The organism is Ensifer sp. NPDC090286 (assembly GCF_044769565.1).
GTDB lineage: Bacteria > Pseudomonadota > Alphaproteobacteria > Rhizobiales > Rhizobiaceae > Ensifer.
Window position 1 is genome coordinate 405546 of sequence record NZ_JBIVYF010000006.1, and the last position, 20824, is coordinate 426369.

The 20824-nt window shown below is 65.4% G+C and carries 22 protein-coding genes; 13 read left to right on the top strand and 9 right to left on the bottom strand.

Translation table 11 applies throughout. The features are described 5' to 3' along the window. Genes ACIQUG_RS28700 through mnhG form a run of 3 tightly spaced genes read left to right on the top strand, consistent with a single transcriptional unit; the run spans position 1 to position 1132 of the window. Positions 1-486, top strand: coding sequence for a Na+/H+ antiporter subunit E (locus tag ACIQUG_RS28700; RefSeq protein WP_192450831.1), 486 nt, complete (start codon positions 1-3; stop codon positions 484-486). Continuing rightward, positions 483-764: a K+/H+ antiporter subunit F gene (locus tag ACIQUG_RS28705; RefSeq protein ID WP_034787089.1), complete on the top strand. Its 282-nt coding sequence runs from the start codon at positions 483-485 to the stop codon at positions 762-764. The genes ACIQUG_RS28700 and ACIQUG_RS28705 overlap by 4 nt, the downstream gene beginning before the upstream one ends. Continuing rightward, the gene (gene mnhG / locus ACIQUG_RS28710) at positions 761-1132 is read left to right on the top strand and encodes a monovalent cation/H(+) antiporter subunit G (protein WP_043618517.1); all 372 of its coding nucleotides are present in this window, start codon (positions 761-763) and stop codon (positions 1130-1132) included. Before ACIQUG_RS28705 ends, mnhG begins: the two co-directional genes overlap by 4 nt. Before the next feature lie 54 nt (positions 1133-1186). Here mnhG and cobM read toward each other — a convergent pair whose 3' ends face one another. Continuing rightward, positions 1187-1948 (bottom strand): precorrin-4 C(11)-methyltransferase, encoded by a 762-nt coding sequence (cobM, locus tag ACIQUG_RS28715; protein ID WP_402325639.1) that lies wholly within the window; start codon positions 1946-1948, stop codon positions 1187-1189. Between the two features lie 63 nt (positions 1949-2011). Next, complete coding sequence (gene cbiE / locus ACIQUG_RS28720; RefSeq protein ID WP_402325641.1) at positions 2012-3253, bottom strand: precorrin-6y C5,15-methyltransferase (decarboxylating) subunit CbiE; 1242 nt, start codon at positions 3251-3253, stop codon at positions 2012-2014. Here cbiE and ACIQUG_RS28725 point away from each other — a divergent pair. After that, positions 3222-4007: a cobalt-precorrin-6A reductase gene (locus ACIQUG_RS28725; RefSeq protein ID WP_402325642.1), complete on the top strand. Its 786-nt coding sequence runs from the start codon at positions 3222-3224 to the stop codon at positions 4005-4007. The genes cbiE and ACIQUG_RS28725 overlap by 32 nt on opposite strands. On the opposite strand, the gene ACIQUG_RS28730 is transcribed toward ACIQUG_RS28725, so the two are convergent. From ACIQUG_RS28730 to ung, 6 genes are all read right to left on the bottom strand, one after another. Next, entirely contained in the window at positions 3986-4750 is a 765-nt protein-coding gene (locus ACIQUG_RS28730; RefSeq protein ID WP_402325644.1) for a precorrin-3B C(17)-methyltransferase, read from the bottom strand. The genes ACIQUG_RS28725 and ACIQUG_RS28730 overlap by 22 nt on opposite strands. After that, the gene (locus ACIQUG_RS28735) at positions 4747-5484 is read right to left on the bottom strand and encodes a precorrin-2 C(20)-methyltransferase (RefSeq protein WP_192450838.1); all 738 of its coding nucleotides are present in this window, start codon (positions 5482-5484) and stop codon (positions 4747-4749) included. The genes ACIQUG_RS28730 and ACIQUG_RS28735 overlap by 4 nt, the downstream gene beginning before the upstream one ends. Further along, entirely contained in the window at positions 5481-6113 is a 633-nt protein-coding gene (locus ACIQUG_RS28740; protein WP_402325646.1) for a precorrin-8X methylmutase, read from the bottom strand. The genes ACIQUG_RS28735 and ACIQUG_RS28740 overlap by 4 nt, the downstream gene beginning before the upstream one ends. Positions 6114-6115: 2 nt before the next feature. Continuing rightward, positions 6116-7483: a precorrin-3B synthase gene (gene cobG / locus ACIQUG_RS28745; RefSeq protein WP_402325707.1), complete on the bottom strand. Its 1368-nt coding sequence runs from the start codon at positions 7481-7483 to the stop codon at positions 6116-6118. Between the two features lie 110 nt (positions 7484-7593). Beyond that, positions 7594-8364 carry a precorrin-6A synthase (deacetylating) gene (gene cobF, locus ACIQUG_RS28750; protein WP_402325647.1) on the bottom strand — a complete coding sequence of 257 codons (771 nt, stop codon included), beginning with the start codon at positions 8362-8364 and terminating at the stop codon, positions 7594-7596. A gap of 97 nt (positions 8365-8461) precedes the next feature. Then, positions 8462-9166 carry a uracil-DNA glycosylase gene (gene ung / locus ACIQUG_RS28755; RefSeq protein ID WP_402325649.1) on the bottom strand — a complete coding sequence of 235 codons (705 nt, stop codon included), beginning with the start codon at positions 9164-9166 and terminating at the stop codon, positions 8462-8464. Positions 9167-9401: 235 nt separating this feature from the next. Between ung and modA the strand changes: the two genes are divergently transcribed. The 3 genes from modA to modC all read left to right on the top strand — a co-directional run bounded on the left by modA (position 9402) and on the right by modC (position 12132). Next, positions 9402-10193 (top strand): molybdate ABC transporter substrate-binding protein, encoded by a 792-nt coding sequence (gene modA / locus ACIQUG_RS28760; protein WP_402325650.1) that lies wholly within the window; start codon positions 9402-9404, stop codon positions 10191-10193. 167 nt (positions 10194-10360) lie between these two features. Next, the gene (gene modB / locus ACIQUG_RS28765; RefSeq protein ID WP_402325651.1) at positions 10361-11062 is read left to right on the top strand and encodes a molybdate ABC transporter permease subunit; all 702 of its coding nucleotides are present in this window, start codon (positions 10361-10363) and stop codon (positions 11060-11062) included. Further along, the gene (gene modC, locus ACIQUG_RS28770) at positions 11059-12132 is read left to right on the top strand and encodes a molybdenum ABC transporter ATP-binding protein (protein WP_402325653.1); all 1074 of its coding nucleotides are present in this window, start codon (positions 11059-11061) and stop codon (positions 12130-12132) included. Before modB ends, modC begins: the two co-directional genes overlap by 4 nt. A 36-nt stretch (positions 12133-12168) precedes the next feature. Here modC and ACIQUG_RS28775 read toward each other — a convergent pair whose 3' ends face one another. Next, positions 12169-12570 (bottom strand): winged helix-turn-helix domain-containing protein, encoded by a 402-nt coding sequence (locus ACIQUG_RS28775; RefSeq protein WP_402325708.1) that lies wholly within the window; start codon positions 12568-12570, stop codon positions 12169-12171. 186 nt (positions 12571-12756) lie between these two features. On the opposite strand from ACIQUG_RS28775, the gene ACIQUG_RS28780 reads away from it, so the two are divergent. The 6 genes from ACIQUG_RS28780 (at position 12757) to ACIQUG_RS28805 (ending at position 20764) form a co-directional block, all read left to right on the top strand. Further along, entirely contained in the window at positions 12757-14088 is a 1332-nt protein-coding gene (locus ACIQUG_RS28780; protein ID WP_402325655.1) for an NAD(P)/FAD-dependent oxidoreductase, read from the top strand. Positions 14089-14507: 419 nt separating this feature from the next. Next, positions 14508-15740 (top strand): 3-methyl-2-oxobutanoate dehydrogenase (2-methylpropanoyl-transferring) subunit alpha, encoded by a 1233-nt coding sequence (locus ACIQUG_RS28785; RefSeq protein ID WP_043618549.1) that lies wholly within the window; start codon positions 14508-14510, stop codon positions 15738-15740. 1 nt (position 15741) lies between these two features. Beyond that, on the top strand, positions 15742-16755 hold the full coding sequence (locus tag ACIQUG_RS28790; RefSeq protein WP_043618552.1) for an alpha-ketoacid dehydrogenase subunit beta: 1014 nt from the start codon (positions 15742-15744) through the stop codon (positions 16753-16755). A gap of 1 nt (position 16756) precedes the next feature. Then, a complete protein-coding gene (locus ACIQUG_RS28795) occupies positions 16757-18055 on the top strand; it encodes a dihydrolipoamide acetyltransferase family protein (protein WP_402325656.1) in 1299 nt (432 codons plus the stop codon). Positions 18056-18062: 7 nt separating this feature from the next. Continuing rightward, positions 18063-19457 carry a dihydrolipoyl dehydrogenase gene (gene lpdA, locus ACIQUG_RS28800; protein WP_402325658.1) on the top strand — a complete coding sequence of 465 codons (1395 nt, stop codon included), beginning with the start codon at positions 18063-18065 and terminating at the stop codon, positions 19455-19457. 125 nt (positions 19458-19582) lie between these two features. Further along, positions 19583-20764: an acetyl-CoA C-acyltransferase gene (locus ACIQUG_RS28805; protein WP_402325659.1), complete on the top strand. Its 1182-nt coding sequence runs from the start codon at positions 19583-19585 to the stop codon at positions 20762-20764. Positions 20765-20824 lie beyond the last annotated feature (60 nt).

Here is a 20824-nt window from a genome sequence, read left to right on the forward strand (position 1 = left end):
ATGCGCACCTGGCTCCCCTATCCGCTTCTCTCCGTCGGGCTGCTCGTCATCTGGCTCCTGCTCAATCAGTCGGTCGCGCCTGGCACCTTCCTCATGGGGACGATACTGGCAACCGGTCTCGGTTGGGTGACGCTGAAGCTCGGCCTCATGCGATCGCACCCGCGCCGGATCCTGTTGATCGTGCGCTTCGGCTTTGCCGTCGCCCTCGACGTGATCCGCTCGAACATCGCGGTCATCGCCGTCATCCTGCGTGGCCAGCGCCGCCCACCGAACTCGGGCTTCCTGACCATCGATCTCGATCTGGAAGACGAAAACGCCCTGGCACTGCTTGCCTGTGTCATGACCGCGACGCCGGGAACGGCCTGGCTCGAATACGATCGCGGCCGCAAGTCGCTGCTCTTCCACGTGCTCGACATGGAGAACGAGGACATCTGGCTCGATACGGTCAAGCGCTACGAGACCGCCTTGAAGGAGATATTCGGATGATGGAACTTTCAATCATCTGGTCGATCCTGATTGCCCAGATCATGCTCGGCCTGGCGATGGCCTTTGCCTTCTATCGCATGGTGCGGGGGCCGCGCGCCCAGGACCGCATCCTCGGCCTCGACACGCTCTACATCAACGCCATGCTGATGCTTTTGACCTTCGGCATCCGTACGGCCAACTCGCTCTATTTCGAGTCCGCACTGATCGTGGCTTTGATCGGCTTCGTCTCGTCGATCGCCTTCGGCAAGTTCCTGATGCGCGGGGAGATCATCGAATGAGCCACCTCACCGATCTTCCCGTCTGGGCAGCCGTGCTCGTCTGCGGACTGACTGTTCTCGGCGCCGCGGTGGCGCTAATCGGCTCCGTCGGCCTGCTCCGGTTTACAAGCTTCTACGAGCGCCTGCACGCGCCGACGCTCGCGACCAGCGGCGGCGTGTTGATGATCTGCACCGCCTCGATCATCTGCTTTGCCGTGCTGCAGAGCCGCTGGGTGTTCCACGAGATCCTGATCATCGTCTTCGTCGTCGTCACCACGCCGGTGACGCTGATGCTGCTCGGCCAGGCGGCGCTCTACCGCGACCGCGTCGAGGAAAAGCGCGGCGTCCCGCTCAAGCAGCGACCGCCCCGCGAAGAACCGGCGGAATAGATTTCAAGGCGCGTCCAGGCGGAAGCTTGGGACAGCATCCCCTAGGAGCGTGGCCTATTCGCCACGCCCTCTGAAACGCCGCTGATAGGCGGGATCGTAGAGCGAGCTTTCGCGGAAATCGGAGGCTTCGAGCCCCGGACCGACGAAGATCAGCGCCGTGCGCTCGATCGGCTCTTCCGCCACCTTGGCGGCGATATCACCGAGCGTGCCGCGCACCACCCGTTCGTCCGACCAGGAGGCCTTGACGACGATGGCGACCGGGCAGTCGGCGCCATAGAGCGGCGTCAGTTCCTCGACGACCTGCCCGAGCGCATGGATCGCAAGATGGATCGCCAGCGTCGATCCCGTAGCGCCGAAGGCGGCAAGCGTTTCGCTGTTCGGCATCGGTGAAGCGCGGCCGGAAACGCGGGTCAGCACCAGGCTCTGGGCCACCGCCGGAATGGTCAGTTCACGCCCAAGCGCTGCGGCGGCCGCCGCAAAAGAGGGAACGCCCGGCGTCATCGTATAGGCGATACCGTGCTTTTCCAGCCGGCGGATCTGCTCGGCCACGGCACTCCAGACCGAGAGGTCGCCGGAATGCAGACGCGCCACATCCAGACCATCAGCTTCGGCTCTGAGATACTCGGCCTCGATCTCGTCGAGCGACATCGGCGCGGTGTCGACGATGCGAGCACCGGGCGGGCAATATTGCAGGAGTTCCGGCGAAACGATCGAGCCGGCATAGAGGCAGACCGGGCAGCGTCCGATCAGGTCGCGACCGCGCACCGTGATCAGGTCTGCAGCCCCCGGGCCGGCGCCGATGAAATGTACCGTCATAGGTTGCTCTTTCTTTTTCTTACGCAGTCCTGACGCAAGACCGCGTCATACGTTTTCTGGGCTTTAGCCCTTCGTCCACGACCATTGGGTGACCGGCATGGCCGGCTTCCAGCCGGTCATTGCACCGATCGCTCCTGCCCGCGCGATATCGATGCGGATCAACGAACCGCCGAACCGCGCGTGATGTTCGAGCAGCACCGCTTCCATGTCAGTCGTCACCGCGTTGGCAACCAGCCGTCCGCCTGACTTGAGCGCGGCGATCGCCGCTTCCATCACGCCGTCTTCGCTGCCACCGCCACCGATGAAGATCGCGTCCGGCTGCGGCAGGCCGGCAAGCGCCGCCGGCGCCTCGCCTTCGACCACGGTCAGCCCGGGCACGCCGAACATCGTCGCGTTTCGGCCGATGCGCGCTGCCCGCTCCGGTTCCACCTCGATGGTGATCGCCTGCATGGTCGGGTCGGCCAGCATCCATTCGATGCCGATCGAGCCGGAGCCGCCGCCGATATCCCAGAGCAGTTCGCCCTTGCGCGGCGCGAGAGCCGAGAGCGTCAGGGCCCGCACTTCCCGCTTGGTGATCTGCCCGTCATGTTCGAACAGCGCGTCGTCGCGACCGGCGGCGAGCGGCAGCACGCGCGCGCCCTCGTCGGCCGTCACTTCGATGGCGCAAACGTTCAAAGGATGCACAAGGCCGAGCATGAAACGCGAGGCAATCTGCGTCGTCACCCGTTCGCCGGCGCCACCAAGCGCCTCCAGCACCGTCAGCCGCGACTGACCGAAGCCGCTTGAAACCAGCAGTTCGGCCAGGTCCCTCGGACCCGCACCGTCCGACGTCAGCGTCAACACCTTGGCGCCGGGATGCAGGTGCGGCCGCACCAGGTCGAGCGGTCGGCCATGCACGGAAACGAGCGTCGCGTCCTGCAGCGCCCAGCCGAGGCGCGAGGCGGCAAGGCTGATCGACGAGGGCGCCGGAAGCGTGCGGATTTCGGCCGACGCGATCCGGCGCGCCAGCGTTACACCGACGCCGAAGAAGAACGGATCGCCCGAGGCAAGCACCACCACCGGGCTGCCGCGGCGCGCGACGATCTCGACGACCGAGCGCTCCAGCGGGCTTTGCCAATTGTGCGCTTCGCCGGTGATGAGGGAGGCCGCAAGTTCCAGATGGCGGTGGCCGCCGTAAACAACCGGCGCCTCGGCGATCAGCCGCTTGGCCTCGTCACCGAGACCCGCTACACCATCCTCACCGATACCGATGACGGTCAGCCAGGGGGAGACGATGGCGGGTTCGCTGTTCGACACGTCAGCCATGGAAAAACCTCGTATTCTGATATTGGGTGGCACCACCGAGGCACGCGAGCTCGCACGCCGGCTGGCCGAAGATGCCCGCTTTGATACCGCCATCTCGCTCGCCGGCCGCACCGCCGACCCGCGGCCGCAGCCGGTCAGGACCCGCATCGGCGGCTTCGGCGGCGCCGATGGACTGGCGCATTTCCTGCGCGACGAAAAGATCGCGTTGCTGGTCGATGCGACGCACCCCTTTGCCGCGCGCATTTCGCACAATGCCGCCGAGGCGGTGCAAAGAATTGGCGTGCCGCTGCTCGCCCTTCGCCGACCGGAATGGTTGCCCCTGGCCGGCGACCGCTGGACCCTGGTCGATAGCGTTGTCGAGGCGGTCAGTGCGCTTGGCGATCGAAGGCGCCGCGTGTTCCTTGCCATCGGCCGGCAGGAGGCGTTCCATTTCGAAGTCGCGCCTCAACACAGCTACGTCATCCGCAGCGTCGATCCGGTCACGCCGCCGCTCGATCTTCCCGATCAGCAGGCGATTCTTGCAACCGGTCCCTTCAAGGAAGCCGACGAAGCCGAGCTGCTCAGGAGCCGGCAGATCGACGTGATCGTCGCCAAGAACAGCGGCGGCAGCGCCACCTACGGCAAGATCGCCGCAGCGCGCCGGCTTGGCATCGAGGTGATCATGGTCGAGCGGCGCAAGCCCGCGGACGTGCCGACGGTGGGCAATTGCGACGAGGCGCTCGACCGCATCGCTCACTGGCTCGCCCCTGCATAGAAGCGCGGCGTGTAGACGAGATCGGGCTGTCCGCCGCGCTCGACGATGCGCGTCTCGGGCGAACCGATGATGACGCAGGTCGCCATGTCGGCGCGGTTGGCATCGGCTTCACCGAGCGGCATCACGGCGATCCGTTCGTCCGGCCGCCCGGCCGCCCGGCCGAAGATCACCGGAACCGTTGCCGGCAAGACGCCGCGCAGAAGCGCGAAGGCTTCGCCCAGTTGCCATGGCCGCGCCTTGCTGATCGGATTGTAGAGCGCAATGACGAAGCCCGCTTCCGCCGCCAGCCGCAGCCGCCTTGTGATGACTTCCCAGGGCTTCAGATTGTCGGAAAGCGAGATCGCGCAGAAATCATGGCCGAGCGGCGCCCCAATACGGGCGGCAACGGCAAGCATCGCGGTCACGCCAGGCGTGATTACCAGTTCAACCGACTTCCATTCCTCTGGGCCCTTGTCGATCGCCTCGCAGACGGCCGCCGCCATCGCAAAGACGCCCGGATCGCCGCCGGAGACCATGCAGACCTTCACGCCTGCCGCCGCCCGCGTCAGCGCGACCTGCGCCCGGTCGAGTTCCTCGCGGTTGTCGGAGGCGACGCGGACCTGATCAGGTCTGAGGTTCAGCCGGTCGAGATAGGGAAAGTAACCGTAGAATTCCTGAGCGGCGGCGACGGCCTCCGCCGTTTCCGGCGTCATCTGCTTGGCGCTGCCCGGTCCGGTTCCGACGACATAGAGCGTGCCGGTCATGGCCGGTCCTTCCAGCCGGGAACGAGCACCAGCGAGAAATAGGGCGCATCGTCATCAGCCTTTTCGGCAAGCGCCGTCATCGCCGCATTCTTCATTGTGCCGCGTTCGACATAGACGGCCTGAGCGAGGCGACCGGAGGCGGCAAGCGCCCGGCGGATCTTCGGCAGGTTGCGCCCGACCTTCATGATCACGGCCGCTTCGGTATCCTTCAGCCTGCGGCCAAGCTCGGCTTCGGCCATGGTGCCGGGAAGCACGGAGAGAACATCATCGCCCTGCACCAGCGGCAGGCCGGCAAGCGACCAGCAACCGGACATGGCGGTAATGCCGGGGATCACCTCGACCGGGAAACGGTTGGCAAGCCGCACATGCAGGTGCATGTAGGAGCCATAAAACAGCGGATCGCCTTCGCTGAGCACGGCGACTGTACGACCGGCGGCAAGATGCGCCGCCACGGCTTCGGCCGACGCGTTGTAGAAATCGGTAATCTGGCTCTTGTAGGCGCCGTCGTCCTTGTCGATCTCGGTCGTCACCGGATAGTAGAGCGGCAGTTCCACGAGATCCGGCTTCAACAGACCCTCGACCACAGCGCGGCCGTTGCCGCTGCGCCCGGCCTTGGCGAAATAGGCAAGCACATCGGCCTGCCCGAGCGCCTTGACCGCCTTGACCGTCAGAAGCTCCGGATCGCCGGGGCCGGTTCCAACGCCGATCAGGCGTCCCACACCGCCGCCGCTCACAGGCCCGGCCTCGCGAGCGAGTTGAGCGCCGCTGCCGTCATGGCGCTGCCACCGAGGCGGCCGCGCACGATGGCGAAGGGAACGCCGTAGGAATTCTCGGCGAGTGCATCCTTCGATTCCGCCGCACCGACGAAACCGACGGGCATGCCGAGGATCGCTGCCGGCTTCGGCGCGCCGTCGCGCAGCATTTCCAAGAGGAAGAACAGCGCCGTCGGTGCGTTGCCGATGGCGACCACCGACCCGGCCAGACGCTCGCTCCAGAGCTTCAGGGCTGCGGCGGAGCGCGTGTTGCCGATCTCGGCGGCGATCTCGGGCGTGCGCGGATCGCGCAGCGTGCAGATCACCTCGTTACCGGCCGGAAGACGTGCGCGGGTCACACCATGCGCAACCATCTCGGCATCGCAGAGGATCGGCGCACCGGCCTTCAGCGCCGCACGGGCGGAGCTTACGAAATCGGGAGAAAACACGAACTGCCTGGTCGCCTCGACGGAACCGCAGGCATGCACCATGCGCACCGCCAGATCCGCTTCCTCTTCGGAGAAGCGCGAAAGATCGGCCTCGGCGCGAATGATAGCGAAGGAACGCTCGTAGATGGCGTTGCCATCGCGAATGTAATCATACTCAGGCATGTCTATCCCTGTTCGAACGCTGCCGAGACGCGCGCAGCTCCGAGCCGTGTAAGACAGGACTGCGCCGATTCGCCAGCGTCTTTGTTTTGCCGCACCAGCCGACCGAGCCGGGCAAGCGCGGATCCCATTCCATTCTCATCGGTGTAGGCGCTTGGCAAGCCATTGGCAGCCCCATTTACGACAAGCCCGTATCCTGATGGCGCACCGACCAGCGTCAGTTCGGACGGCTTCGGCCGGGCGCAGCCCTTGGCGCAACCGGAGAGATGCACGGTCAGCGACCCGTCGAGCAGCTCCCGCGCCGTCTCGACAAGGCGCTCAGCCATGCCCTTGGTTTCCATCCGGCCGGACGCGCAGCCCTTGCTGCCGGCACAGGTGGCGATCGCGTTGCGCGGATCCTCTTCGGCTATGCGAAAACCGTGTGCCGCCGCCAGGCTCTGCGCCATCGCCGCCGCCTCGGGGCGAAGGCCGAGGACGAAGAAGGCGTGCCCCGGTGCAAGCCGGATCGCATCGGCACCAAGCGTCTGGACCTGATGGAGGTAGGATGCCAGAGCGGCGGCCTCCACTTGAGCAAAGGCCAGACCGAGGCCAAGAACGGTGCCGGCGTTATCCAACGCGTGAATGCCGGGTATGGCGGCCGAACGCGGAACGACCGGGCGTACGCTCGATGTCTCACAGCGACAGAGCGCGCGGATGTCCGCCGGGTCCAGATCACGCCCGCGCGCCGCCGCGCCCAGGCTCGCCAGTTTCTCGAGAATGGTGACCAGCGCCGGGACGACCGCGTCGTCGGCAAACATCCCGACGATCGATGCCTTCGCCGCCGTGCCGCCAAGCGACAGAACCCAGGCCGCACCCCCGGCAGTCGAAACCGCCTGAAGGCGAATGTCAGCAACCACGGCGCCAAGACCGAAGCGGCCGCCACTATCGATGACGACGGATAGTTTGGGCGCAAGCTTCAACGGCACCTGGCGCGCCCGAAGCGCTTCGCGAAGCTCGCTGGCAATCGGCCGGGGGTCGGCGATCTCGTCCGGATCGATGCCGGCCAGAGGCGGCACCTCGATCGCGAGGCCCCCGGCTATCGTGATCTCCGCATCGCCGATCGCCTGCGCCAGCATCGGCACGGACGCCGCGCTCAGGCCGCGAAGCTGCAGGTTTCCGCGCGCGGTGATCTCGATGATGCCGTTGCCGAAGCGCTCGGCAGCAGCGGCAAGGGCGATGACCTTCGGCAGTGTCAGACTGTCGTCCGTCGGCCTCAGCCTGACAAGCAGGCCGTCGCCGGTCTGCATCGGCTCTGCCAAGGACGGGCAGGCACCGCGGCGCATCGAAGCGACGGTGCCGGCATCTCCGGTCGATGGAAGGGCGCAGCTGGTCATCAAATCCGTCATCACGTGAGGCTCTCCTCCCTGAAGAAACCTCTTAAGACGCTATAACACAGCCGCAAACCTTGAGTGAGATCAAACACGACGCGGATCGGTCCTTGCCGTCACTCGTCGAAGTCGGCGCCCTTGCGCAGGAGATAGATGTCCATGATCCAACCCATCTTCGCGCGCGCCGCGGCCCGCGTTTCAAGGATCCGGTCCTTCACCGCAGCCAAGCGGCCGGAAATGACGATCTCATCCGGCGTGCCGAGATAGGCGCCCCAGAAGATCTCAGCGTCCGGATCGTCGATCCGCTGGAACGCCTGTTCGCCATCGAGCATGACGACCGAGGTCTGGCTCTTCTGCGGAAAACTCTCGTGCAGCCGACGCCCGGTGATGATCTCCACCGGCTTGCCGACGAGGTTCAGCGGAATGCGGTGGCTGGCGCAAAGCGCCTGCAGGCTGGTGATCCCGGGAATGACGTCGTAATCGAAGGCGACCTCACCGCGTGCCTTGACCCGCTCGACGATGCGAATGGTGCTGTCATAGAGCATTGGGTCACCCCAGACGAGAAACGCGCCAGTTCCCTCGTTGCCCAACTCCTTCGAAAGAAGCCCTTCATAGATCGCGGCGATCTGGGCGTGCCAGTCGTCGACGCTGCCGTCATAGCTGACGCCCTCGGTGCGCCGCACCGGCACCGCGAACTCGACGGTGCGGCTGTCCTTGCGCGTGACGTAGCGGGTGCAGATGTCGCGGCGCACGTCAGCAAGCTCGGTCTTCTTGGCACCCTTGGTCGGAATGAAGAGCACGTCGGCCCGGTTCAGCGCATTGATCGCCTGCACGGTCATATGTTCGGGATTGCCCGAACCGATGCCGATGATCAGAATTTTGCGCATGCCCGCCTCCGCCATTTCGTTCCGGCGTCTTAGGCGGATCGCCGCCGCCAAGGCAAGACCTCAGGGCGACGACGAAGCCGTCATTCGCGCCACGCCGTCAGTTGATGTCCGCAGCCGGATTCTCGGGCAGCCGCCAGTCGATCGGATCGAAGCCCTTGCTTTCAAGGAAGGCGTTGGCCTGGGAAAAATGGCGGCAACCAAGAAAGCCGGAATGGGCCGAAAGCGGCGACGGATGCGGCGCCCTCAAGACCAGATGGCGTGAGCGGTCGACGAAGGCCGCCTTCTTCTGCGCATAGGAGCCCCAGAGCATGAAGACGACGGGATGCTCGGCCTCGTTGACCGCGCGGATGATCGCATCCGTGAACTTTTCCCAGCCGCGACCCTGGTGCGACGCCGCATTGCCGCGCTCCACCGTCAGCACGCTGTTCAAAAGCAACACGCCCTGTTTCGCCCAGTTTTCGAGGAAACCATGCCGCGCCGGCGGAATGCCGAGATCGGTGTTCAGTTCCTTGTAGATGTTGACGAGCGACGGCGGCGTCCGAACACCGGGGCGCACACTGAAGCAGAGCCCATGCGCCTGGCCATCGCCGTGATAGGGATCCTGGCCGAGGATGACGACACGGACCTTGTCGAGCGGCGTCAGGTCGAGCGCGCGAAAATACTCAGGCCCCCGAGGGAAAATCTGCCGGCCCTCGTTTTTCTGGACCACCAGGAACTGCTTGAGGTCAGCCATGTAGCCGCTGGCGAATTCCGGTGCCAACGCTTCCTTCCAGCTTTCTTCAAGCTTCACTGCCGTTTCCATCGCGCGTCCGCTCCATGTCAGAGGATCGAGGCCGCAATTTAGGCCGCTCGGACATCATCGCAAGCCCAATCGCGCCCGCCACGAGAATGCTGCACCGGTTTTGCCAGGCGGCCACAAGCTCACGGGTATTACGGTAGCCCTTTTGAGGAGCATTGTATTTCAACAGATACAACGGTAATCAGGAGGCGATATCGTTGTATCCTAAGAGATATCACGCATCGTTGGAGGGAAATCGATGATCAAGAGAAGAGACTGGCTGAAGGGCCTGGTGCTGACGCTCGGCCTCGCCTGGGTCGGTGCAAACGTTCTGCCGGCGTCCGCGCAGGCCGAAGAGAAGGTGACGGTCTTTGCGGCTGCGAGCCTGAAGAACGCGCTCGATGCGATCAATGCCGAGTGGCAGAAGGAAAGCGGCAAGGAAACGACCGTTTCCTACGCGGCAAGCTCCGCGCTCGCCAAGCAGGTGGAACAGGGCGCGCCCGCCGACGTCTTCATCTCTGCCGACCTCGCCTGGATGGACTATCTCACTGAAAAGAAGCTGATCAAGGACGACACCCGCGCAAACCTGCTCGGCAACCGTATCGTGCTCGTGTCCGGCAAGAAGGACGCTGGCCCGGTCGAGATCAAGCAGGGCTTCGATCTCGCTGGCATTCTCGGTGACGGTCGCCTGGCCATGGGTGCCGTCGATTCCGTTCCGGCCGGCAAATACGGCAAGGCAGCACTCGAAAAGCTCGACGCCTGGAAGGCCGTAGAGCCGAAGGTCGCCGGCGCCGAAAGCGTGCGTGCCGCCCTCCTGCTCGTCTCGCGCGGCGAAGCACCCTACGGCATCGTCTACCAGACCGACGCCGCAGCAGACCCGGGCGTCAAGGTCGTCGGCACCTTCCCGGAAGACAGCCATCCGCCGATCATCTACCCGATCGCCATCACGGCCGAGAGCAAGAGCCCCGATGCCGCCGCCTATGTCGACTTCGTCAAGTCGGCCAAGGCTGCAGAACTCTTCGAAAAGCAGGGCTTCACGGTCCTGAAGTAACCGACCTGAAATCGCGTCGGATCTCGGCTGTCCAGAGGCAGGCGAAGCATCTATCGTGACACGTCGCCCGCGCCCAAACGCGGGCGACGTTATCGTGTTTGAGAGGCAGCGGCGGCCTGAAGCGTACAGCTAAGTCTGACCGGCCTGGCATCGGGGAGCGACATCTGTTGGACTGGCTTGCAGTGAGCGATGCGGAATGGACGGCGATCCTCTTGAGCCTGCGCGTCGCAACCGTCGCGATGATCTGCAGCCTGCCTTTCGCCCTCGCTGTCGCCATGCTGCTTGCTCGCGGACGCTTCTGGGGCAAGACGCTGCTGAACGGCCTTGTCCATCTGCCGCTGATCCTTCCGCCCGTCGTCACCGGCTTCCTGCTGCTTCTGCTCTTCGGCCGCCGCGGACCGCTCGGCGCCTTCTTCGCCGAGTATTTCGGCCTGGTCTTTTCCTTCCGCTGGACGGGCGCAGCTCTTGCCTGCGCCGTCATGGCCTTTCCGCTGATGGTGCGCAGCATCCGCCTGTCGATCGAGGCGGTCGACCGTAAGCTCGAGGACGCGGCGACCACGCTTGGCGCGAGCCCGCTCTGGGTCTTTGCCACCGTCACCCTGCCGCTGATCATTCCCGGCATCATCGCCGGCATGATCATCGCCTTTGCCAAGGCGATGGGCGAATTCGGCGCGACGATCACCTTCGTTTCCAACATTCCCGGCGAAACGCAGACGCTCTCGGCCGCGATCTATACCTTCACCCAGGTGCCGGGCGGCGACGCCGGAGCCATGCGGCTGACGATCATTTCCGTCATCCTTTCCATGGCCGCGCTGATCTTCTCGGAACTTCTGGCGACCTTTGCCGCGCGCCGGGTAGCGGCCCAATGAGCCTCACCGTCGAAGCCCGCCACCAGCTCGGCAATTTCGCGCTCGATGCCGCCTTTACTTCGGATGGCGGCGTGACCGCATTGTTCGGCCGGTCCGGCTCGGGCAAGACCTCGCTGATCAACATCATTGCCGGGCTCTTGAAGCCCGAGAGCGGCCGCGTGCTGCTTGATGGCGACGTCATCGCCGACAGCGAGAACAGGGTCTTTACGCCGGTGCATCGTCGCCGTTTCGGCTATGTCTTCCAGGAGGCGCGGCTCTTCCCGCACTTGAGCGTGCGCCGCAACCTCGCCTATGGCCGCTGGTTTGCGGGCAAAGGCGGCTCAGGCGGAGACTTCACCCGCATCGTCGAGATGCTCGGCATCGGCCATCTGCTCGATCGCAGCCCGTCGGCCCTATCCGGCGGCGAGCGGCAGCGCGTGGCGATCGGCCGGGCCTTGCTTGCGGCACCGCGGCTGCTGCTGATGGACGAACCGCTCGCGGCCCTCGACGAGGCGCGCAAGGCCGAGATCCTGCCCTATCTCGAGCGGCTGCGCGACGATGCCCGCATCCCGATCGTCTATGTCAGCCACTCGGTCGGCGAAGTCTCCCGGCTGGCACGGCGCGTCGTGGTGCTCGAAAACGGCCGGGTCACCGCGTCCGGTGCCGCCGCCGAAGTACTGAGCGCCCCCGCCGCCACGCTTGCCACCGGCCGGCGCGAGGCCGGCGTCCTGCTGGAAGGCGAGGTCGAGGGAACCGATCCGGCCCACGAACTGACGACCGTCCGGGTCGGGCGGGAACGGTTGCGCATCGCCGGTGTCAGCGCCACGCCAGGAGGCAGGCTCCGCCTGCACATCGCCGCCCGCGACGTCATGCTGGCGACGTCGAGACCGGTGGAGATCAGCGCGCTCAATGTGCTCGAAGGACGCATTCTGACACTGACATCGGAAGACGATGGCAGCGTGGATGTCCGGGTGACTTGCGGCGGTGCGACCATTGCCGCCCGCATCACCCGCTTTTCTCGGGACGTGCTGCAGCTTGCTCCCGGCAAGACCGTCTATGCCGTCATCAAGTCGGTGGCGATCGATCACTAGAGCGTGGTGCGTTCATGGGAACGCACGAAGGACGCCCTAGGCTTTTTGGGAAACAACAGGTGCCGTATCGGACGGTGGTGTTTCGCTGCTCCGAACACTTTCGAGCCAGGCGAGATCATCGGCAATCACCGCCTGCACCTTCTCTTCCATTTCGCGGTAGCGACGGATGAGCTCTTCGCCGAACGCCGTCAGCGCCGCCCCGCCACCCTGCTTGCCGCCGCGCTGGGTATCGACCGAAGGCTCGCTGAACATCCGGTTCAGCGCATCGACCAGCAGCCAGGCGCGGCGGTACGACATGTCCATCGCTCGACCGGCGGCAGAAATCGATCCGGTCTCGCGGATCAGTTCGAGCAGCAGGATCTTGCCGCGGCCGAGCCGGTCGGCGGGCGGGAAATCGATGCGCAGGACGGGGCGAAGGTCGGGGCGGCTCTCACTCATGCGCGCGAGCATAGAAGCTCCAGGCCGAAACCGGAAGTCCGCCCGGTGGCGAGGCGAACCGACTTTCCCAAACAAAGTGAGCCGGCAAACCACGCGCTTTCGATCATTAGCCAGATCGCAGGTCTTGATCTCGCGGCGACGGCATGCACCGATGACCACGATACCTCTCTGCCCGAAAGTGCCCCCATGCCCGGTCCGACGCTCGATCCCATTGCCACCGATACCACCCTACCCGCCAAGGCCGACGTTGTCATCGTCGGCGGCGGCATCATCGGCGTCAGCACCGCGCTTTTCCTCGCCGAGCGCGGCATCGATGTCGTGCTCTGCGAGAAAGGCACGCCCGGTGCCGAGCAGTCCAGTCGCAACTGGGGCTGGGTGCGCGTGATGGGGCGCGACGAGCGCGAGATCCCGCTGGCGATCGAGGCGCTGAAGATCTGGGATAAGCTCGACGCCCGCATCGGTGGCGAGACCGGCTTTCGCCGCTGCGGCATTCTCTACATCTCCGAGAACGAGCGCGACGTCGCCAACCGAGACGCCTGGCTTGCCATGGCAAGGCCCTACGGTGTCGATAGCGTGCAACTTAGCTCCGACACGACAGAAGCGATGATGCCGGGTGCAGCAATCCGCTACCCAGGCGGGCTCTTCACGCCGAGCGACGGCCGGGCCGAACCGCAAAAGGCCGTGCCCGCCATCGTCGCTGGCGCCCGCCGCGCCGGTGCCCGTATCCTCACCGGCTGCGCCGTGCGCGGCGTCGAGAAGGCTGCCGGGCGGATTTCCGCCGTCGTGACCGAGATGGGCCGCATCGAGACGTCGACGGTCATCGTTGCCGGTGGTGCTTGGTCCAGGCTGTTCCTCAAAGGCCTCGGCATAAGATTGCCGCAGCTGAAAGTTCGCAACACGGTGTTGAGAACCGGTCCGGTCTCGGGCGGTCCGGAAGGGGCCGGCGCAACCGCGACCTATGCCTATCGCAAGCGCCTCGACGGCGGCTACACGATTGCCGATGGCGCCGCCAATCTGCACGCGATCGTGCCCGACAGCTTTGCCTTCTTCCGCGATTTCCAGCCGGCGCGAAAAGCCGAGGGCGATGCCGTGCAGGTGGGGATCAGCGCCCAGAGCTGGAACGAACTGTTCGAGATCGGCGCCGTGCCCCTCGACCGGCCCGGCGCCTTCGAACGTCACCGCGTGCTCGATCCCAATCCGGATTCGCGCCGGGCACTGGGGGCGCTCGACGCAGCCGCCAAGGCCTTGCCCTTGCTGCGCGAAACCAAGGTGCAGCAGATCTGGGCCGGCCTGATCGACGTGACGCCCGATGCCGTGCCCGTCATCTCGCCCGCCGAAACCGTTCCGGGCCTCATCATCGCGACGGGCTTTTCCGGTCACGGCTTTGGCATTGGCCCCGGCGCCGGCCACCTCGTTGCCGACCTCGTGACCGGAGCAGAACCGATCGTCGATCCGACGCCGTTCCGGCTCTCGCGCTTCCTCGACGGCACGCCGATCACCATCGCCCCGCCGGTCTGACCGCCGTCGCCGGCGGATAGCCGCGAAAGAAAATTACCGGCAACGACCGGCAGGAAGATGTCCGACACAACGCGTGGGCGCACTCCCGGCAGGATTCTATCTTTCTTCGCCTACCCCTGCCCCGCGACACGGAAAGACCTTCATAAGCCCCGGAACTCGTGGCAGTCTGTGAGCATTCCCGTCGGGAGAGCGGGGGCTTTTAGGAGGAGTCTGTGCAGACCTTAGGCGGAGGAGCCTTGCCGGTCACATTGCACGTCCTCGGACACCTCAGGCCCATCGCTATCCCGACCCAGAGCATTTCCAGCAGGGGTCCTAGTGCCCCTGCGTCCGGAAACGCATGAGAACAGAAATGAGGAGCGGTTCGACTGGGACCGCTCTTGACTGGTGCACTGCGCACTCCGGAGGAGGCCGGAAACCGCATGAGCGATCTCGATCGACTTAGCCTGCATGTCCCCGAACCTGCCGTTCGGCCCGGTGGTCAGCCGGATTTCTCCAACGTCAAGATCCCGAAGGCCGGCTCCGTGCCGCGCCCGGAGGTGGACGTCGCGCCGGAAGAAATGCGCGACCTCGCCTATTCGATCATCCGTGTGCTGAACCGCGATGGCGAAGCAGTCGGTCCCTGGGCCGGTCTGCTTTCTGACGAGGAGTTGCTCGCAGGCCTCAGGCACATGATGCTGCTGCGCGCCTTCGATGCGCGCATGGTCATGGCGCAGCGCCAGGGCAAGACCTCCTTCTACATGCAGCATCTGGGCGAAGAGGCCGTCAGCTGCGCCTTCCGCAAGGCGCTGGTGAAGGGCGACATGAACTTCCCGACCTATCGACAGGCCGGTCTTCTGATCGCCGACGGCTACCCGATGGTCGAGATGATGAACCAGATCTTCTCGAACGAGAGCGACCCGTTGCGCGGCCGCCAGCTGCCGATCATGTATTCCTCCAAGGAGCATGGCTTCTTCACCATCTCCGGCAACCTCGCCACCCAATATGTCCAGGCGGTCGGCTGGGCGATGGCATCGGCGATCAAGCGCGACACCAAGATCGCTGCCGCCTGGATCGGCGACGGCTCGACGGCGGAATCGGACTTCCACTCGGCGCTCGTCTTTGCCTCCACCTACAAGGCGCCGGTCATTCTCAACATCGTCAACAATCAGTGGGCGATCTCCACCTTCCAGGGCATTGCCCGCGGCGGCTCCGGCACCTTTGCCGCCCGCGGTCTCGGCTTCGGCATCCCGGCACTGCGCGTCGACGGCAACGACTATCTCGCCGTCTATGCGGTCGCCAAATGGGCGGCCGAGCGCGCCCGTCGCAACCTCGGCCCGACGCTGATCGAATACGTGACCTACCGCGTCGGCGCCCATTCGACCTCCGACGATCCGAGCGCCTATCGCCCGAAGACAGAATCCGAAGCCTGGCCGCTCGGCGATCCGGTCCTGAGGTTGAAGAAGCACCTGATCCTGCGCGGCGCCTGGTCGGAAGAGCGCCACACCCAGGCGGAAGCCGAGATCCTCGACGAAGTGATCCAGGCGCAGAAACAGGCCGAGGGCCACGGCACACTGCATGCCGGCGGCAAGCCCTCGGTGCGCGATATCTTCGAGGGCGTCTATGCCGAAATGCCGCCGCACATTCGCCGCCAGCGGCAGAAGGCAGGATACTGATATGGCCAGAATGACAATGATCGAAGCCGTGCGCAGCGCCATGGACGTGTCCATGGAGCGCGACGACAATGTCGTGGTCTTCGGCGAGGACGTCGGCTATTTCGGCGGCGTCTTCCGCTGCACGCAAGGGCTCCAGGCGAAATACGGCAAGACCCGCTGTTTCGATGCACCGATCAGCGAAAGCGGCATCGTCGGCACCGCGATCGGCATGGCGGCCTACGGCCTGAAGCCCTGCGTCGAGATCCAGTTCGCCGACTACATGTACCCGGCCTATGACCAGATCACCCAGGAAGCCGCCCGCATCCGCTACCGCTCCAATGGCGACTTTACCTGCCCGATCGTGCTGCGCATGCCGACCGGCGGCGGCATCTTCGGCGGCCAGACCCACAGCCAGAGCCCGGAAGCGCTCTTCACCCATGTCTGCGGCCTGAAAGTCGTGGTGCCCTCCAATCCCTATGACGCCAAGGGTCTTTTGATTGCCTCGATCGAGGATCCGGATCCGGTCATGTTCCTGGAGCCGAAGCGGCTCTACAACGGCCCCTTCGACGGCCACCACGACCGCCCGGTCATTCCGTGGTCGAAGCACGATCTCGGCGAAGTGCCGGAAGGCCACTACACTGTTCCGATCGGCAAGGCGGAAGTCCGCCGAGAGGGTTCTGCCGTCACCGTCGTCGCCTACGGCACCATGGTGCATGTGGCACTGGCCGCTGCCGAGGAAACCGGCATCGACGCCGAGGTAATCGATCTGCGCAGCCTGCTGCCGCTCGACCTCGACACGATCGTCAAGTCGGTGGAAAAGACCGGCCGCTGCGTCGTCGTGCACGAGGCGACGCTGACCTCGGGCTTCGGCGGCGAAGTGGCGTCCCTCGTCCAGGAGCATTGCTTCTACCATCTCGAAGCGCCCGTCGTGCGCGTCGCCGGCTGGGACACACCCTACCCGCACGCCCAGGAATGGGACTATTTCCCCGGCCCCGCGCGCGTCGGACGCGCGCTCGTCGAAGTGATGGAGGCCTGACATGGGCGAATTCGTAATCAAGATGCCCGATGTCGGCGAAGGCGTGGCCGAGGCGGAACTCGTCGAATGGCATGTGAAGCCGGGTGACCCCGTGCGCGAGGACATGGTGCTCGCCGCGGTGATGACAGACAAGGCAACCGTCGAAATTCCCTCGCCCGTCACCGGTACGGTGCTCTGGCTCGGCGCCGAGGTGGGCGACACCGTCGCGGTGAAGGCGCCGCTTGTGCGCATCGAGATCGCAGGCGAAGGCGGAGCCGCTGCTCCCGCGGAAGAAAAGCCGGCCACCAAGGCGGAAGAACAGCCCGCAGCAAAGGTCGAGGCGCCCGCCCCGGTCGCCAAGGCGGCCCAGCCCGCCAAGGCCGAGGTCAAGTCACCTGCCGTGAACGGTGCCCATGCCAACGGCGCACATGCCAATGGCGAACGATTGGAGAAAGCACTGGCCTCGCCGGCCGTGCGCCTGCGCGCCAAGGAAAGCGGTGTCGATCTGCGCCAGGTGACCGGCACGGGCCCAGCCGGCCGCATCAGCCATGATGACCTCGACCAGTTCATCGCCCGCGGCGCCCAGCCGGCGCTCGCACCGGCCGGCCTGCAGCGCAAGACCGCCGTCGACGAAATCAAGGTGACCGGCCTTCGCCGCCGCATCGCCGAGAAGATGTCGCTTTCGACCTCGCGCATCCCCCACATCACCTACGTGGAAGAGGTCGACATGACCGCGCTCGAAGACTTGCGCGCGACCATGAACCGCGACCGGAAGCCCGACCAGCCGAAGCTGACGATCCTGCCCTACCTGATGCGGGCGCTCGTGCGCACGATCGCCGAGCAACCGGCCGTCAACGCGATCTTCGACGACGGTCCCGGCATCATCCATCGCCACCACGCCGTCCATGTCGGCATCGCAACGCAGACGCCGGCCGGTCTCACCGTCCCGGTCGTGCGCCATGCCGAAGCGCGCGGCATCTGGGATTGCGCCAACGAACTCAATCGCTTGGCGGAAGCGGCCCGCACCGGCACCGCCACCCGCGACGAGCTCACGGGATCGACGATCACGATCTCTTCGCTCGGCGCACTCGGCGGCATTGTCTCCACACCGGTCATCAACCATCCGGAGGTCGCGATCATCGGCGTCAACAAGCTCGCGATCCGCCCGGTCTGGGACGGCACGCAGTTCGTGCCGCGCAAGATCATGAACCTGTCCTCGAGCTTCGATCACCGCGTCATCGACGGCTGGGATGCGGCCGTGTTCGTGCAGCGGCTGAAGACCCTGCTCGAAACGCCGGCGCTTATTTTCGTGGAGGCTTGAGGCGATCATGAAGGAAATTTCCTGCAAGCTGCTCGTCATCGGCGCCGGCCCCGGCGGCTATATCTGCGCCATCCGCGCCGGCCAGCTCGGCATCGACACCGTCATCGTCGAGAAGACCAAGGCCGGCGGCACCTGCCTGAATGTCGGCTGCATCCCCTCCAAGGCCCTGATCCATGCGGCTGAGGAGTTTCATAAGCTCCGCGCGGCCGCTTCCGGCCGCAACCCGCTCGGCCTGTCGCTAGCCAACCCCTCGATCGATCTCGCCCATACCATCGCCTGGAAGGACGGTATCGTCGGCCGACTGAACGGCGGCGTCATCGGGCTTCTGAAGAAGGCCGGCGTCAAGGCGGTCGTCGGCGCGGCCCGTTTCATCGATGGCAAGACGGTCGATGTCGAGACCGAGACCGGACTGCAGCGCATCCGCGCCGAAGCGATCGTCATTGCCACAGGTTCGGCGCCGGTCGAACTGCCGGACCTGCCCTTCGGCGGGCCGATCATTTCCTCGACCGAGGCTCTGTCCTTGAAGAGCGTACCGAAGAGCCTCGCCGTCATCGGCGGCGGCTATATCGGCCTCGAACTCGGCACCGCCTTTGCCAAGCTCGGCAGCCATGTCACGGTGCTCGAGGCGCAGCCGCGCATCCTGCCGCTCTACGACGCCGACCTGACGAAGCCGATCGGCAAGCGCCTTGGCGAACTCGGCATCGAGGTCTTCACCCAGACGGTTGCCAAGAGCTACTCCACGGAGACCGGCAGCCTGCAAGCCGAACACAACGGCCGCGCCATCAATGTCGCTGCCGAAAAGGTGCTCGTCACCGTCGGCCGCAAGCCGGTGACCGAAGGCTTTGGCCTCGAAGAAATCGACCTCGACCGCACCGGCCGCTTCATCCGCGTCGACGACCAGTGCCGCACCTCCATGCGCGGCATCTATGCGATCGGCGACGTCACCGGCGAGCCGATGCTGGCGCACCGCGCCATGGCGCAGGGCGAGATGGTGGCCGAGATCGTCGCCGGCCACAAGCGCAGCTGGGACAAGCGCTGCATCCCCGCCGTCTGCTTCACCGATCCGGAGATCGTTACCGCTGGCCTTTCGCCCGAAGAGGCACGCGCGAGCGGCATCGAGATCAAGATCGGCCAGTTCCCCTTCCAGGCGAACGGCCGCGCCATGACGACGCTTGCCGAGGACGGTTTCGTGCGCATCGTCGCGCGCGCCGACAACCATCTGGTGCTCGGCATCCAGGCGGTCGGCCACGGCGTGTCGGAGCTTTCGGCAAGCTTCAGCCTGGCGATCGAAATGGGCGCGCGCCTCGAAGATATCGCTGGCACGATCCATGCGCATCCGACGCAATCGGAAGCCTTCCAGGAATCGGCGCTGAAGGCGCTGGGACACGCGCTGCATATCTGACGCTTCGCGTTGTAAAATGGCCCCTCATCCAGCCTGCCGGCCACCTTCTCCCCGCCCGCGGGGAGAAGGGAATGCGAGACAAGCGCCTGCACCAACCATTGCCGTTTTCCGTATGGGAGAAAGACATGAGCAAAACTGACCCGATCGTCATCGTTTCGGCGGCCCGCACGCCGATGGGCGCCTTTCAGGGCAGCCTCAAGGATTTGACCGCGCCGGAAATCGGCGCCATCGCGCTCAAAGCCGCGCTCGATCGCGCCGGCCTTGATGCTGTCGACGAGGTGTTGATGGGCAATGTGCTGCCGGCCGGCATCGGCCAGAACCCGGCGCGCCAGGCAGCCCTTGGCGCGGGCCTCGGCAAGGAAACGCCGTCGACGACCATTTCCAAGGTCTGCGGCTCCGGCATGAAGGCGCTGATGCTTGGCCACGACGCACTCCTTTCCGGCAGCGCCTCGGTGCTTGCGGTCGGCGGCATGGAGTCGATGACCAACGCCCCCTATCTGCTGCCGAAGGCGCGCGGCGGCTTCCGCCTGGGACATGGCGAGGTCAAGGACCACATGTTCCTCGACGGCCTCGAAGACGCCTATTCCGGCCGGCTGATGGGCACCTATGCCGAAGACACGGCGGAGCACTACCAGTTCTCGCGTGCCGATCAGGACGGCTTCGCTTTGCGTTCGCTGGAGCGCGCCAACCGGGCAACTGAGGATGGTTCCTTTGCCGCGGAAATCGTGGCCGTCGCTGATGCCGGCAAGCGCCAGACCGCCAATCTCGACCGCGACGAGCAGCCGACCAAATCCGATCCGTCAAAGATCCCGAAGCTGAAACCCGCCTTCCGCGACGGCGGCAGCGTAACCGCCGCCAATTCCTCGTCGATATCAGACGGCGCTGCCGCACTGATCCTGATGCGGGCAAGCGAGGCGGAAAAGCGCGGTCTGACGCCGCTTGCCATCGTCGCCGGGCATGCCGGCCATGCGCAGGAGCCGGCCTGGTTTACGACAGCCCCGATCGGCGCGATCGACAAGCTGATGGCGAAGCTCGCCTGGGAAAAGGGCAGCGTCGGCCTCTACGAAATCAACGAGGCCTTCGCCGTGGTGGCGATGGCGGCGATCCGCGACCTCGGCCTGTCCGACGATATCGTCAACATCAACGGCGGCGCCTGCGCACTCGGCCACCCGATCGGCGCCTCCGGCGCCCGCATCATCGTGACCTTGCTGCACGCCATGCGCGCCAAAGGCGTCAAGCGCGGCATTGCCTCGCTCTGCATCGGCGGCGGCGAGGCGACGGCGGTCGGGCTAGAGCTGTTGCAATAGCGAAGCGCGTTCCGGCCGCCTCGCACTCAAACAAACGAAAAACGCCGCCGGTCGAACCGG

Bases quoted from the DNA above. Each gene is read 5' to 3' on its own strand.
- lpdA (WP_402325658.1), top strand. From the start codon at position 18,063: ATGAAGGAAATTTCCTGCAAGCTGCTCGTCATCGGCGCCGGCCCCGGC.
- ACIQUG_RS28705 (WP_034787089.1), top strand. From the start codon at position 483: ATGATGGAACTTTCAATCATCTGGTCGATCCTGATTGCCCAGATCATG.
- mnhG (WP_043618517.1), top strand. From the start codon at position 761: ATGAGCCACCTCACCGATCTTCCCGTCTGGGCAGCCGTGCTCGTCTGC.
- ACIQUG_RS28785 (WP_043618549.1), top strand. From the start codon at position 14,508: ATGAGCGATCTCGATCGACTTAGCCTGCATGTCCCCGAACCTGCCGTT.
- ACIQUG_RS28790 (WP_043618552.1), top strand. From the start codon at position 15,742: ATGGCCAGAATGACAATGATCGAAGCCGTGCGCAGCGCCATGGACGTG.
- ACIQUG_RS28730 (WP_402325644.1), bottom strand. From the start codon at position 4,750: ATGACCGGCACGCTCTATGTCGTCGGAACCGGACCGGGCAGCGCCAAG.
- ACIQUG_RS28700 (WP_192450831.1), top strand. From the start codon at position 1: ATGCGCACCTGGCTCCCCTATCCGCTTCTCTCCGTCGGGCTGCTCGTC.
- ACIQUG_RS28795 (WP_402325656.1), top strand. From the start codon at position 16,757: ATGGGCGAATTCGTAATCAAGATGCCCGATGTCGGCGAAGGCGTGGCC.
- ung (WP_402325649.1), bottom strand. From the start codon at position 9,166: ATGGAAACGGCAGTGAAGCTTGAAGAAAGCTGGAAGGAAGCGTTGGCA.
- modA (WP_402325650.1), top strand. From the start codon at position 9,402: ATGATCAAGAGAAGAGACTGGCTGAAGGGCCTGGTGCTGACGCTCGGC.
- cobF (WP_402325647.1), bottom strand. From the start codon at position 8,364: ATGCGCAAAATTCTGATCATCGGCATCGGTTCGGGCAATCCCGAACAT.
- cbiE (WP_402325641.1), bottom strand. From the start codon at position 3,253: ATGGCTGACGTGTCGAACAGCGAACCCGCCATCGTCTCCCCCTGGCTG.
- modC (WP_402325653.1), top strand. From the start codon at position 11,059: ATGAGCCTCACCGTCGAAGCCCGCCACCAGCTCGGCAATTTCGCGCTC.
- cobM (WP_402325639.1), bottom strand. From the start codon at position 1,948: ATGACGGTACATTTCATCGGCGCCGGCCCGGGGGCTGCAGACCTGATC.
- ACIQUG_RS28805 (WP_402325659.1), top strand. From the start codon at position 19,583: ATGAGCAAAACTGACCCGATCGTCATCGTTTCGGCGGCCCGCACGCCG.
- ACIQUG_RS28725 (WP_402325642.1), top strand. From the start codon at position 3,222: ATGGCGGGTTCGCTGTTCGACACGTCAGCCATGGAAAAACCTCGTATT.
- ACIQUG_RS28780 (WP_402325655.1), top strand. From the start codon at position 12,757: ATGCCCGGTCCGACGCTCGATCCCATTGCCACCGATACCACCCTACCC.
- ACIQUG_RS28775 (WP_402325708.1), bottom strand. From the start codon at position 12,570: ATGAGTGAGAGCCGCCCCGACCTTCGCCCCGTCCTGCGCATCGATTTC.
- ACIQUG_RS28740 (WP_402325646.1), bottom strand. From the start codon at position 6,113: ATGCCTGAGTATGATTACATTCGCGATGGCAACGCCATCTACGAGCGT.
- cobG (WP_402325707.1), bottom strand. From the start codon at position 7,483: ATGACCAGCTGCGCCCTTCCATCGACCGGAGATGCCGGCACCGTCGCT.